Genomic DNA, 12,723 nt, shown 5'->3' with positions numbered 1-12,723 from the left:
CCCGATTCTGGTCAAAGGCCCAGGGTCGGCTATGGCCGATTAGCGGTCATTGATGGCGATATTGTTAGCGTCCGCAGTCTGGAGCGCTGCTGCCGTTCATATTGGTAATTTCAGTGTACCGCGAAACGGATAGAGGCCATTTCTGATGATTGGCCCCTATGGGACCTGCGTGTAAAACGTGCAAAATTTTTGCCAAGAATGAAAGCACCAAAACAGCCCTCCCTACCCAGGGAGTGGTCATCGCTATACTTGATTGAGTGTACCAGTGCCATTTCGCAGACATCCCGGAGGAAGTTGGTCTATTCAGGTAGAAATGTCTTGCAACGGGATAATCTCGGCACCAGCCTTAATTTTGTCCAGGTAGTCGGCCCATGTTTGCATCATCAACCGACGTTCTTTCAGAAACTTGGTACGGTTATAAGCTGTACCCAACACATCTGGAACGCTATGTGCTAATTGATGCTCGATTACTGCTGGGTCAAAATGCAATTCTTCATGCAGAATCGTTCGAGCCATTGCTCTGAAACCGTGGCCGGTAATATCTTTTTGTGTGTCATATCCAAGGCGACGCAAAGCAGCATTTACCGTATTTTCTGACATTGGTTTTTGTGGGTTTCTACCTGCAAAAACATACCTGCCGTGGCCCGTAAGAGAAAACATATCCTGTAAAACGGAGATTGTCTGTGTCGCAAGTGGAACGATATGGGCGTTCCCCTTTTTTGAAGCTATATAACTCCACTCCCCTGCTTCAAAATTGATTTGTGACCACTCGGCTTTCCGGAGTTCTCCTGGACGAACGAAAACTAAAGGAGAAAGCCTGAGTGCACAGAGTGTTGTATAGCTGCCTGAAAAACTATCGAACGAGCGAAGCAGTTTAGCTACCCCCGCTGGATCAATTATTGCCGCAAAGTTCCTTCCCTTAACCGGTGGCAGAGCACCTCTCAAATCTACCGAAGGGTCTCGTTCACATAAACCATGTGCCACGGCATATCGAAAAATCTGGCTACAGTTTTGTAGCGCACGATGAGCCGTTTCCAGGACACCACGGCTTTCGATTTTCTTGATGGCTAAGCGAAGCTCGAAGGCTTTAATTTCAGCTATGGGCTTTCCGCCAATCCACGGAAAAACATCACTTTCTAGCCTGCGAATAATCTTTGAGGAATGGCTGACAGCCCAGTTCGGCGAGAACTTGGCAAACCATTCACGAGCAACAACCTCAAAGCTGTTTTCCGCCCTGTCATGTCTTGCTGCTTTCTGGATCTTGCGGTTTTCACCAGGATCGATACCATCGGCAATCAACCGCCGAGCTTCGTCTCTTCTATCCCGTGCAGCCTTCAAGCCAACTTCTGGATAGACCCCCATGGATAGAGTCTTTCGCTTACCGCCAAATCGATAATCCAGGCGCCACCATTTGGCCCCAGTCGGATTAACAATAATATAAAGACCCTTTCCGTCTCTGAATGGATAGGGTTTTTCGCTTGGTTTGGCATTGCGGATTGCAGTATCAGTAAGAGCCATGACAGTAACTCCTTTTGGGGATGGAGCAGTTACTGTCAATGTTACTGTCGTTTACTGTCGGATTGCAATAGACAAGCTGGGATTTCTATAGACGACAAAAAGGCCAGAACCCTTGCTATTACTGGGGATTCTGGCCTTCTATGGACTTTCTGGGAAGTGTTCTGGGTGGCCAGTCGCGGAATCGAACCACGGACACGCGGATTTTCAGTCCGCTGCTCTACCAACTGAGCTAACTGGCCAGGAAAGGCGGCATTATAGCGAGTCGACTCTGCTTCGTCAAAAGCAAACGGACGCCAGGACACTACCTGGCCACAATCAAAGATCAGGCAAAACCGGTTTGAACAGGCTTGAGAACACCAGACCCTGAAGCGAGCGGATGATGCGCCGGGAATACCACGCGCGCAATCGAGCCAGGCGCCCGTTCGCCCTGATCAGCAAATGAATGCGGTCGAAGACTCGCAGCAGCCCGGTGTAACTCGGCGATTTCGCGCACGATGGCGAGACCTAGTCCGCTGCCCTCGCCACCACTGCCATCAACGCGGTAAAAACGGTCGAAAACCTTGTGCGCGTCTTCATCGGAAATACCGATGCCGCTGTCTTCAATTTCAAGCAAAACAAAATCCCCCTGGGCAACGACCCGGGCGGTAACCTGCCCTTCGTCCTGCGTGTAGCGCAAGGCATTGTCGAGCAGGTTATTGATCATCTCGCGCAGCAGGAAGACATTGCCCATGATGTGCACCGGTCCGGCCGGCTCATAACCGAGGTCAATTCGCCGATCAAGCGCACGCACCACCCAGGTTTCAACGATTTCGTGCAGCAAACGATCAAGATCAACCGGCACCAGTGCCTGTTCGGAATGCTCGCCGGCTTCAGCGCGCGCCAGCGCCAGCAACTGGTTAACCAGATGCGAAGCCCGATCAACGCTGCTCGAAATATTTTCCAGGGCGTAGCGCAGTTGCTGCGGGTCGTTTTCCCGCATGGCCAGTTGAGCCAGCATTTTCAACCCGGTGAGCGGCGTGCGCATCTGGTGTGCCGCATCGGAAATGAAGCGTCGCTGTGCGTCCATGTTCTGCTGCATGCGCGCCAGCATGGAGTTGAAGGCTTCGGTCAGCGGTTGTAATTCCTCAGGAACACGGCCTGCCGCAATCGGCGAAAGATCGGCCTCACGGCGCATCTCGATGCGCTCGCGCAGTCGGGTCAATGGACTCAGGCCCTGTGACAAGCCAAACCAGACGAGAACGACGGCGAGTGGAATGATCACGAACTGGGGGAGGATCACGCTGGCGATAATCTTGTTGGAAAGCTGCGAGCGCTTTTCAAGCGTCTCGCCGACTTCGACCAGTGCCCAGTCTGCTCGTGGCGCGTCCGGCTCCCCGAGGTACATGAAGGCCACCCGCAAGTCCTGCCCCTGGTAGTCATCATCGCGGAAATAGACTTCTCCCGGTTCGACCTTGTCCGGGACTTCGGACGCTTTAAGCATCGGCAATTCCGGATCGCCCGCAATCAGCTTTCCGCCCCGCCCGAGCACATGGAAATACACGCTGTCGATCTCATCCGAGCGCAGAAAGGCACGTGCAGACCCGGGCAGGGATATTTGAGGCTGGCCCTCGACAAACCTGACCTGACGCGAAATAGCCGTCACCTGTTCGCGCAATGTCTGGTCGTAGGGGTAATTGGCCACACTGGTGGCGAAGTAGTGTGTAACAGCGATACTGATCGGCCATACAAAGAGGAGTGGCGCCAGCATCCAGTCCAGAATCTCGCCAAACAGCGAGCGCTGGATGTCAGGATTTGACTTCTTGCGCAGACTTTTCAAAGCAGTACCCAAGACCGCGTACGGTTGCGATCTTTACACCGCTGGTTTCAATCTTTTTGCGCAAGCGATGAACATAAACCTCAATCGCGTTGTGGCTCACTTCCTCGCCCCAGCCGCACATATGTTCAACCAGTTGATCCTTGCTCACCAGCCGGCCAGCCCGGGTCATGAGAATCTCAAGCAAACCCAGTTCGCGTGATGACAGATCGATCATCTCGCCATGCAACAGCGCACAGCGATGGATCTGGTCAAAGGCCAGTGCGCCGCACTCGATCACCGGCGCAGTGCCCATCGAGCGCCGGGTAAGCGCACGCACCCGCGCTTCCAGTTCGGGCAATTCGAAGGGCTTGGCCATGTAGTCGTCGGCACCCAGGTCCAGCCCCTTGACGCAATCGCTGGTGCCGTCAAGTGCCGTGAGAATCAGCACCGGCACGATCGATTTGCGTGAGCGCAAACGGCGCAGCACATCAAAGCCGGACAGCTTGGGCAGGCCAAGGTCAAGGATAACGAGATCGTAGGCGCCCGTGATCAGCGCATTGTCGGCATCGGCGCCATTGGCAACCCAATCCACGGCATAGCCTGACTGGCGCAAGGAACGTCCCAGCCCGTCGGCAATAATCCGGTCATCTTCAGCAATCAGTATTCGCATGACCCCTCTTCAATGGCTGGTGCACGTAAGGTTTTTGTAAGCCACTGCTTATACCATACAAATGCTGTTCTCCTTTATGGCCTCAGGAGTTTCGGCCTCGGCCTGAACTTGGGGGGTGCCTGAAACTGCACCGGGCGCTCCCCGCCATTTTTATCTCCGGTACAGCCCGCACACCACCCCGTCACATAGCCTGACGCAAATGAAATATTGTGCCACTTTTTGTTTCGGCACAACATCCCGGCTTTTGTTTCACCCAGAAAAAAACCCCTGCATGGTAGTCCCATGCAGGGGATTTTTGGCGAGCGGGCCTGCGCAAACAGGCCGTTTCTGCCTGCGACTTACATGCCCATATCCATGCCGCCCATGCCACCCATGCCGCCCATGCCGCCAGGCATACCGCCCATGGCCGGCTTGTCTTCGGCCAGTTCGGCAACCATGCAGTCGGTGGTCAGCATCAGGCCGGCGATCGAGGCTGCATTTTGCAGCGCGGTACGCGTTACCTTGGTCGGATCCAGCACACCCATTTCGACCATGTCACCATACTCACCGGTGGCTGCGTTATAACCGTAGTTACCCTTGCCATTAACCACCTCATTGACTACTACTGAGGGCTCTTCGCCGGCGTTGGCGACGATTTCACGCAGGGGCTGCTCCATGGCACGCAGGACAATCTTGATACCGGCGTCCTGATCATGGTTGTCGCCCTTGAGCGAAGCCAGCGCCAGACGGGCACGCAGCAGCGCCACACCGCCACCGGGGACGATACCCTCTTCAACCGCTGCACGGGTTGCGTGCAGCGCATCTTCAACGCGCGCCTTCTTCTCTTTCATTTCAACTTCAGTTGCCGCACCAACCTTGATCAGGGCCACACCGCCGGCCAGCTTGGCGACACGTTCCTGCAGCTTCTCGCTGTCGTAGTCGCTGGTCGATGTTTCAATCTGGGCGCGAATCTGCTTGACGCGCGCTTCGATGTTGGCGGTAACGCCGGCACCGTCGATCAGCGTGGTGTTTTCCTTGCCGATCTCGATCCGCTTGGCCTGGCCGAGTTCAGCCAGCGTGGCCTTCTCAAGGGTCAGACCGACTTCTTCAGCAATGACCTGGCCACCGGTCAGGATGGCGATATCTTCGAGCATCGCCTTGCGCCGGTCACCGAAGCCCGGCGCCTTGACGGCACAGGTTTTCAGGATGCCACGGATGTTATTGACGACCAGGGTGGCCAGCGCTTCACCGTCGACATCTTCGGCAACGATCAGCAGCGGACGCCCGGCTTTGGCAACTTGCTCAAGCACCGGCAGCAGATCGCGGATGTTGGAGATCTTCTTGTCGTAGATCAGAACATACGGGTTGTCCAGGATGGCGCTTTGCTTGTCCGGGTTGTTGATGAAGTAGGGGCTGAGGTAACCGCGGTCGAATTGCATGCCTTCGACGACGTCGAGTTCGTTGTTCAGCGACTTGCCGTCTTCAACTGTAATGACGCCTTCCTTGCCGACCTTGTCCATCGCACGGGCAATGATTTCGCCGATGTCGGCGTCGGCATTGGCGGAGATCGAACCGACCTGGGCGATTTCCTTGTTCGTCGAGCACGGCTTGGAGAGCTTCTTCAGTTCTTCGATGGTAGCGATTACCGCCTTGTCGATGCCGCGCTTCAAGTCCATCGGGTTCATTCCGGCGGCAACGTACTTCATGCCTTCGCGAACGATCGACTGCGCCAGCACGGTGGCGGTGGTGGTGCCATCACCGGCGATGTCGGAGGTCTTGGAAGCGACTTCCTTGACCATCTGCGCGCCCATGTTGGCGAACTTGTCTTTCAGCTCGATTTCCTTGGCGACGGATACACCGTCCTTGGTCACGGTCGGTGCGCCGTACGAGCGCTCCAGAACAACGTTGCGACCTTTCGGGCCGAGGGTGATCTTGACTGCGTCGGCCAGGATGTTCACACCCTCGACCATGCGGGCGCGTGCGGAATCGCCAAATTTAACGTCTTTTGCTGCCATTGAGATACTCCTAATAATTCGGTAGTGGGGTGAATCCGGATCGTATTACCTGGCGTTACACGCTCAGGCTTCGACGACGCCCATGATGTCTTCTTCGCGCATGACCAGCAGTTCCTCGCCATCAACCTTGACGGTCTGGCCGGAGTATTTGCCGAACAGGATGCGGTCGCCGACCTTGACGTCGGGAACAATGTACTTGCCGTTATCGTCGCGCTTGCCTGGACCAACGGACAGGACCTGGCCTTGATCAGGCTTTTCAGCAGCGGCATCGGGAATGACGATACCTGAGGCCGTTTTACGCTCCTCTTCGAGGCGTTTGACGATCACGCGATCATGTAAGGGACGGATTTTCATTCAATTTCTCCTAGGGTTTATAACAAGTAACGACTAACTGGCCAATATCTAGTGCGGAAAGCAGAGCGCTTTCCGACTGTGTTATTAGCACTCACATCTAGCGAGTGCTAATAATAGGGGCGAATGCTCTGAATTTCAAGACGTAGCAGTGAAAATTGACAAAAAATTTGCCATCAGTAAGGGGTTAATTATTCTGTATTCAAAGCAGAAACGTTTCCATCACATCAGCCGATGAGCATGGTGGGAGATGCATATCGTTGCTGACCGGCTGGATTAGCGATTGAGCAAGGCGTGAAATCCAAGGCTTCAAAGCACGGGTTGCCGGGTTTTGCTAAAAAAATGTGGTTAATTAACATTTATGTGCAATATAATTGCCATCTCTAACCAGCGCAATCGCTCAAAATCATGAATACTCACATGGCTTCCAAACCGCAGCTCCCTTTGGTCGTCCTCCAACAGTTCCGGATGATCTACGGAAGCATGCGTCACTACTTCAAGGAGGTTGAAGATCGATGCGGTCGATCGGGTTCGCAGATGTGGATACTGCAAGAAGTCCAGCGCACTCCGGGCCTTGGCGTTACAGAGCTGGCAAGCCGCATGGGCATTCATCAATCTACCTGCAGTCTGCTCGTTGAGAAGCTGGTAACCAAGAACTGTTTAGTTAGAAGCCGTCCGCACGAAGATCAGCGCAGGGTTGGTCTGTGCCTTGCTCCGGACGGCCTCAAGGCGATCGCAGCCCTTCCTGGGCCAGCCGAGGGCATTCTCCCCGCAGCGCTTGCATCAATACCAGATGTGGTACTACAAACTTTGTATATAAATCTAACTGAGTTGATTCGGCATTTGCCTGGAAATGGAAGTGGCTTTGCCAATATCCCACTTGCCGATATGGCCAAGCAACAAAGCGAAGATGACGAATAACCAAGCGGTTTCAGGGCGTTCACAACTGTCTTCAAGAGAAGCGGTTCGTTTCACATTGCGAATCGGCTGCTGTTTCTCTTTCGCTTTATTTCTCTACGCTTGCAGTGCGACCCAGACCATTACGCCGATTCCCAAGAACGAAGTGCTGGCCTTGACCACCGGCTCTACCTTAGCTCCTGCTGATAACCTCAATCCTCCCGTCGCGGCGGACAAAGCGATTGCACCCATCTCTGATGAAAATAACATCTATTTTGCTCTGCGCTCCGCCATGGTTGACGAAACGCAGACAGAGAAATTGCAGCACCATGCCCATCGTCTGAAAATGAATCGCAAGCAAATAGTCTCGCTGGTGGGGCAATCCGATGACCAGGGGAGCAGAAACTACAACTTGGCGATCACCGAAGAACGGCTCATGTCTGTGGAAAGACTGCTTCGAAGCTACGGCGTGCCGGCTCGGCAAATTCGTATTGTTCGCGTTGGCCGCGTGAAGAATCCGGTGCCATGTACGACAAATGAGTGTCGGCAACAAATGCGCAGGGTCGAATTAATCTATTCGCCATGATGGTCAGGAAATATCCCTTTGTTGTAATAACAAAAAACTCTTGCCTGACGCGATGCTCTTGCCAGACTCGCGAATCTTACCTTAACGTACTCCACAGAATGGCGACTGCCCAGCAATGTTGAAAAGCGTCATGACAACCGCCTTGATTTGCTCATCGTCGTTGATTGTAACGGCCTGCAGTACTGAAGATGTCCGAGGTGTTCTTGTCGGCAATTTTATCGATGAAGAAACCACGGTTACTTCAATAGTCATACCGGCGTCAAGAGGCGGTGAATACCATATGCATTTTGGTCTTCTTCAGGACAAAAGAGTGTGCTTGCTGTCCGGCGATATTCCGACGGCACCCCTTTCTTTTTTCCAGCCTTGCGAGGGCTTGAGCGGCCCTGCAAAAATTTCATGCAATGACGGCCGCTCGCTGAATCTGCGATGGTTCCTGACCTCGTGCCAGGGAGGTTACGGCCGTTCCGACGAGCACGCTGACTCACGTTTTTTCTTTGGCTTTGGTGACACCGAGGAGCGTGCTCGCGATCAACTGGACAAGGCCCGACAGGCGGACTGAAGACGTGTCGATAGAATTGTTACCTGAGAAAACACCAGCTCGATATAACGAGCAATGGCTGGAGAAGCTCCGAGATGTGCAAAGAATCACCATTTTCGCTGGGCCACCTTTGAATGCGCGTCTAACCCAAAATCACGCCCACTCTCGCGCGCGACTTGATGGATCCCCATGAATATACGACTGAAGTAGGGATGGGGGCTGCGAAGAAATTTCATGACATTCGGGTTGTTGTGCCTGACTTTGTCAATCACTACGGCATGTCATCGAGGTAACGAATATGGAGTGCTCGTGGCAAAATTCGATGATGAGGGCCAATTGTTCAAGACCAAGATTCTTCTTCCCACGGCAGAAGACAACTATCGATTCAATTTCGAACTACGCCAAGGCAACGTGGTGTGCTCATTAACTGGCGAACTCCACGAAAAAGAGGCTCCTCTTGCTGATAACTGCGACGGAATGAAGGGTGATGGGAGGATTACATGCAACGATGGCCGTACCCGCAGACTGCGCTGGTTACTGACGTCCTGTATCGGTGGGCACGGTCGATCCATCGCGGGAAAGGGTGAGAATTTCTTCTTTGGCTTTGATCACAACAAGGACAGGGCGCTTGATCAACTGGCAAAAGCTCAGCGGGCCAACTGAGTGCGGGCAATGCACTTGGGAACGAATTGATAATACCTCGACTTCATGGCCCATAGAGTGAATCACCAGATAACTGCATGCTTACGAGGAATACGATGAACAACCATCCGCAACAACGTAAAAGCTTCATGTGCTCTGTTGTATTTTTCCTGGTTTGTGGTTGTTCGCTCGTCTTGGCCCAGCCCACCCAAGAGCGTATTCATCAAATGGGACATAACGTTATGCCCTTTGACCTGGCCAAAACAACGCACATCTTCCATATGACTGACTCGGGTGGCGTACAGCGAGTTATTGTCAAAGATGCCAGCGCAAAGGATCAGGTGGAGTTGATTCAGAGGCGCCTCGAACATGAAGCAGAAGCCTTTCAGCGTGGCGATTATTCGGATCCAGCGTCACTGCACGGTAAAGACATGCCGGGTCTGAAAGAGCTTCAAACGGGGGCCAAACAGATCATAGTCGTCTATTCGGCACTGCCGAACGGCGCGGAAATCAACTTCATCACCACGAACCTTCACCTGCTGACGGCAGTTCACCGATGGTTCGGCGCTCAGTTGTCTGAGCACGGTGCTGACGCAACAACCGAATGAGGGGTCGCCCCATAGCGGCCGCTCTGGGGCAAGCAGGCCTTAGAAACTCGGGATATTGCTTGGCTAAGCAATGCCCAAAGTGACGATGCCATGAATTGATGGTCCATACCTTGAAAAACTACTCTGGAGTGCTCATGTCTTATTCCTTTCGCGCGGCAGTCATTGTTGCAGGTCTTGCGCTGGCCATTTCCGCACAGGCTGCAAAACATCCCGAACGGGTCACCAAGCTAGCCTCGGTACCTGTTGCTTCGGCCGATATTGATCTGGCACATAATCTGGATTCGGTCGGCGAAGAACGCTTGCAGGCCGTAGTTGATCGTTTCAACAAGGAAAATGGGAACTTGATCAAGCTGGTCCGCCAAGCAGAGGGGGGGAAACCGGCGAGTCTGAATCTGATTCGCCGCTATGACCTGGCCGAGGTATTGAGTCAGCCGAAAAGTTATATACCCCTCTACGGCATGATGGCCAAGGCGGGCTACCCGTTAAAGGTCGGTGACTTGTCGAGCGACCTCAAAGCGGGTGTGGTCGATGCGAAAGGCCGGTTGGTGGCTCTGCCGCTGATCTACTCGACGCCGGTTTTGTTCTTTAACAAAATTGCCCTGCGCAAGGCAAAGCTGGATCCCGAGATTTCCCCCAAAACCTGGTTCGAGATGCAAGGCATGCTCGACAAGATTCAAGAGGCAGGTTATGCCTGCCCTTACACGTCATCCTGGCCGGTATGGGTGCATATCGACAATGTCGGTTCACTGTCGGGCGTTCCGGCGATGAGCGAAAAAGGAGAACTGACCTTCAACGGATTGCCGCAGGTCAAACACGTTGCGATGATGGCAACCTGGGTCAAGTCCGGCTATTACCGCAACTTCGGGCGGCGAGACGAGGCGAGTGCAAAATTCAAGAGCGGCGAATGCGCGATGATCACCACCGATTCTCGTGAGATCGTTGATTTCCGCGACATCAAAGGCGTCGAGCTCGGTGTGGCGCCCTTGCCTTTCCATGACGATATTTTTGGAGGCCGACAGCACACGATGGCTGATGGCGCTTCTCTGTGGGCTGGCGCCGGCTATTCCAAGGCTCAGTACAAGCAGGCGGCCAAGTTTATCGCGTACCTGCTGACGCCGGAAATGCAGATTGAGCTGGTTCGTGCCTATGGCCAGTTGCCGCTAACCCCCGCTGCACGTGCCGCTGCACGCAGCAAGCTCCTGAAAGACGACGACCGGACCTTGCAGGTGGCCTACGCCTCTATTGACGGCAAGGGAGCACTGCCAAGTGTTCGCGTTGCCAATATCGATCCCATTCGGATTATCGTTAACGAGGAACTGGAAGCCGTCTGGGCAAACAAAAAGCCCGCAAAGGAAGCGCTTGATATGGCCGTTGAACGAGGGAATGCCGTGCTGAGAGCAAGACCTGATCTGAAGAAGGCACAACCCTTCTGAGACCAGGCTTGAGGTCGCGCCTGATTATTGGCTTTGACACTCTATGGAAAGAGCGATTGATCATCATGCAAAATCTCAGCGAGCCAACTGAATACGGGCGCCCCATTGTGGGCGAAGTTAGATAATGGCTCTGCTTCGTGGCCCGTTAAGTCGCTTTCGTTGGCAAACGCGTATTACGCTCTGGCTTGCCGCCCTGTTTGCCGGCCTGATGGTGGTCGCATTCGCCAAACTGGCTGAGTTGGCCTTGGCGCTATTCGCGGCGCTGTCCTTAGGCCGTGCCTGGGTGCCTTTTCTGCTGGCCCCGGCCATCGGCATGCTGACCGTCTGGTTAACGCAACGCTATTTCCCCGGCGCCCAGGGTAGCGGCATCCCTCAAGTCATTGCCGCTACCCGACTGGCCGCCCAGGGAAAGGCCGTCAATACACTGCTCTCCCTACGCATCGCATTCGGCAAAATTTTCCTTGGCGCCTTTGCTCTGGTTGGCGGCTTCTCAGCAGGGCGTGAAGGCCCATCGGTTCAAGTCGCGGCTTCAATCATGCACGCTGTGCACAAGTGGCTTCCGCATTCGCGCGCCTTGCGCGTACAGGATTTGATTCTGGCGGGCGGCGCCGCCGGTATAGCCGCGGCATTCAATACACCGCTGGCCGGCATCGTTTTTGCCGTGGAGGAACTGGGACGCCGACTGGAAGCCCGAACCAGTGGCGTATTGGTCAGTACGATCATTCTGTCGGGTCTGGTGGCCGTGGCCCTGCTCGGGAATTACAACTATTTTGGCCATCTCAAGATCGTCAACCTCAATCGATCCATTGTCCTGCCGATCATTGTTGCCGGGATTGTGTGCGGACTTCTCGGGGGACTTTTCAGCCGTTTGATGATCTGGCCGCAGCAAAGCAAGGAATCTGTCATCTGGCTTTGGCGCGCCAGGCACCCGGTGGCCTTCGCCGGATTTTGTGGTGTCTTGGTGGCAGTCATTGGATGGGTGGGGGGCAGTCTTTCCTATGGGAGCGGCTATCAGATCACTTCCCAGGTCGTGTCCGGGCAACTCGTGCTTCCCTGGCACGCGCCATTCTCTCGATTTCTGGCCACCCTTGTCAGCTATTACTCGGGAATTCCAGGAGGGATTTTTGCGCCTTCACTGGCCGTGGGTGCAGCGCTGGGCTCCAATCTTGCTCAATTGCTCGGAATACCTGCCGAGACGATTCCGATCATCGCCCTGTGCATGGCAGGATTCTTGGCCGCCGTAACGCAGTCTCCAATCACTTCGGCGATTATCGTCATGGAAATGATCGACGGTCACGAGATGGTCATCAGCTTGATGGCGGTGACTTTGATTGCCAAAGCGGTGAGTTCCCGCTTGAGCCCCGAACTATACCAACAACTGGCACTCGGATTTCGACCAACGAAGATTATTTCGCCGCCAGAGAACAGCCAATGATTCAGCACATCATTGATAAGCCCTGGATTGCCCTCGCCCTGCTGCTTGTCCTGGTTTTATTGCATGTTGGTGTTGCCATCCGCATACGACGCGAAGACAGGCTGAAAGATCGTGCTTGCATTGATCGCAGGGAGATGCCACGACCGGAAGCGGATCGTCGAAAAGATCAAGGCTAGCCCGAACTTTGACCCAACAAATTGGCTGAAACTACGCATTTGAGCGGGTTTCGCCCCTTTTTTCGTTTATGGCATACCCA

13 protein-coding genes and 1 tRNA gene are annotated in these 12,723 nt (G+C 54.2%); 8 read left to right on the top strand and 6 right to left on the bottom strand.

All coding sequences use genetic code 11. The annotated features are described in order from the left end of the window. Positions 1–303: 303 nt before the first annotated feature. The 6 genes from JNM42_RS07685 to JNM42_RS07660 all read right to left on the bottom strand — a co-directional run bounded on the left by JNM42_RS07685 (position 304) and on the right by JNM42_RS07660 (position 6,331). Complete coding sequence (locus JNM42_RS07685; protein ID WP_294268100.1) at positions 304–1,518, bottom strand: integrase arm-type DNA-binding domain-containing protein; 1,215 nt, start codon at positions 1,516–1,518, stop codon at positions 304–306. A gap of 166 nt (positions 1,519–1,684) precedes the next feature. After that, a tRNA-Phe gene (locus JNM42_RS07680) sits at positions 1,685–1,757 on the bottom strand. 83 nt (positions 1,758–1,840) lie between these two features. Next, a complete protein-coding gene (locus JNM42_RS07675; protein WP_294268099.1) occupies positions 1,841–3,334 on the bottom strand; it encodes a sensor histidine kinase in 1,494 nt (497 codons plus the stop codon). Continuing rightward, positions 3,303–3,983 (bottom strand): response regulator transcription factor, encoded by a 681-nt coding sequence (locus JNM42_RS07670; RefSeq protein ID WP_294268098.1) that lies wholly within the window; start codon positions 3,981–3,983, stop codon positions 3,303–3,305. Before JNM42_RS07670 ends, JNM42_RS07675 begins: the two co-directional genes overlap by 32 nt. Positions 3,984–4,321: 338 nt before the next feature. Then, complete coding sequence (groL, locus tag JNM42_RS07665; protein ID WP_294268097.1) at positions 4,322–5,977, bottom strand: chaperonin GroEL; 1,656 nt, start codon at positions 5,975–5,977, stop codon at positions 4,322–4,324. Positions 5,978–6,040: 63 nt separating this feature from the next. Then, positions 6,041–6,331 carry a co-chaperone GroES gene (locus JNM42_RS07660; RefSeq protein WP_294268096.1) on the bottom strand — a complete coding sequence of 97 codons (291 nt, stop codon included), beginning with the start codon at positions 6,329–6,331 and terminating at the stop codon, positions 6,041–6,043. 417 nt (positions 6,332–6,748) lie between these two features. Here JNM42_RS07660 and JNM42_RS07655 point away from each other — a divergent pair, with 417 nt between their 5' ends. From JNM42_RS07655 to JNM42_RS07620, 8 genes are all read left to right on the top strand, one after another. Beyond that, entirely contained in the window at positions 6,749–7,249 is a 501-nt protein-coding gene (locus tag JNM42_RS07655; protein ID WP_294268095.1) for a MarR family winged helix-turn-helix transcriptional regulator, read from the top strand. Beyond that, entirely contained in the window at positions 7,239–7,811 is a 573-nt protein-coding gene (locus tag JNM42_RS07650) for an OmpA family protein (RefSeq protein WP_294268094.1), read from the top strand. Before JNM42_RS07655 ends, JNM42_RS07650 begins: the two co-directional genes overlap by 11 nt. Positions 7,812–7,941: 130 nt before the next feature. Beyond that, positions 7,942–8,370: a hypothetical protein gene (locus tag JNM42_RS07645; protein WP_294268093.1), complete on the top strand. Its 429-nt coding sequence runs from the start codon at positions 7,942–7,944 to the stop codon at positions 8,368–8,370. Positions 8,371–8,658: 288 nt separating this feature from the next. Beyond that, the gene (locus tag JNM42_RS07640; RefSeq protein WP_294268092.1) at positions 8,659–9,012 is read left to right on the top strand and encodes a hypothetical protein; all 354 of its coding nucleotides are present in this window, start codon (positions 8,659–8,661) and stop codon (positions 9,010–9,012) included. Between the two features lie 95 nt (positions 9,013–9,107). Beyond that, complete coding sequence (locus JNM42_RS07635) at positions 9,108–9,599, top strand: hypothetical protein (protein ID WP_294268091.1); 492 nt, start codon at positions 9,108–9,110, stop codon at positions 9,597–9,599. Positions 9,600–9,733: 134 nt separating this feature from the next. Further along, positions 9,734–11,032 (top strand): extracellular solute-binding protein, encoded by a 1,299-nt coding sequence (locus JNM42_RS07630; protein ID WP_294268090.1) that lies wholly within the window; start codon positions 9,734–9,736, stop codon positions 11,030–11,032. A gap of 124 nt (positions 11,033–11,156) precedes the next feature. Continuing rightward, on the top strand, positions 11,157–12,467 hold the full coding sequence (locus tag JNM42_RS07625; protein WP_294268089.1) for a chloride channel protein: 1,311 nt from the start codon (positions 11,157–11,159) through the stop codon (positions 12,465–12,467). Beyond that, entirely contained in the window at positions 12,464–12,643 is a 180-nt protein-coding gene (locus tag JNM42_RS07620; protein ID WP_294268088.1) for a hypothetical protein, read from the top strand. The genes JNM42_RS07625 and JNM42_RS07620 overlap by 4 nt, the downstream gene beginning before the upstream one ends. Positions 12,644–12,723: the final 80 nt, after the last annotated feature.

Origin of the sequence: Propionivibrio sp. (assembly GCF_016790145.1) — a bacterium.
Classification (GTDB): Bacteria; Pseudomonadota; Gammaproteobacteria; order Burkholderiales; family Rhodocyclaceae; genus Propionivibrio.
Note: the sequence above shows the minus strand (reverse complement) of the source record. Positions and strands in the feature narration are given on the sequence as shown.

Bases quoted from the DNA above. Each gene is read 5' to 3' on its own strand.
- groL (WP_294268097.1), bottom strand. From the start codon at position 5,977: ATGGCAGCAAAAGACGTTAAATTTGGCGATTCCGCACGCGCCCGCATG.
- JNM42_RS07620 (WP_294268088.1), top strand. From the start codon at position 12,464: ATGATTCAGCACATCATTGATAAGCCCTGGATTGCCCTCGCCCTGCTG.
- JNM42_RS07685 (WP_294268100.1), bottom strand. From the start codon at position 1,518: ATGGCTCTTACTGATACTGCAATCCGCAATGCCAAACCAAGCGAAAAA.
- JNM42_RS07625 (WP_294268089.1), top strand. From the start codon at position 11,157: ATGGCTCTGCTTCGTGGCCCGTTAAGTCGCTTTCGTTGGCAAACGCGT.
- JNM42_RS07645 (WP_294268093.1), top strand. From the start codon at position 7,942: ATGACAACCGCCTTGATTTGCTCATCGTCGTTGATTGTAACGGCCTGC.
- JNM42_RS07670 (WP_294268098.1), bottom strand. From the start codon at position 3,983: ATGCGAATACTGATTGCTGAAGATGACCGGATTATTGCCGACGGGCTG.
- JNM42_RS07630 (WP_294268090.1), top strand. From the start codon at position 9,734: ATGTCTTATTCCTTTCGCGCGGCAGTCATTGTTGCAGGTCTTGCGCTG.
- JNM42_RS07650 (WP_294268094.1), top strand. From the start codon at position 7,239: ATGACGAATAACCAAGCGGTTTCAGGGCGTTCACAACTGTCTTCAAGA.
- JNM42_RS07655 (WP_294268095.1), top strand. From the start codon at position 6,749: ATGGCTTCCAAACCGCAGCTCCCTTTGGTCGTCCTCCAACAGTTCCGG.
- JNM42_RS07635 (WP_294268091.1), top strand. From the start codon at position 9,108: ATGAACAACCATCCGCAACAACGTAAAAGCTTCATGTGCTCTGTTGTA.
- JNM42_RS07660 (WP_294268096.1), bottom strand. From the start codon at position 6,331: ATGAAAATCCGTCCCTTACATGATCGCGTGATCGTCAAACGCCTCGAA.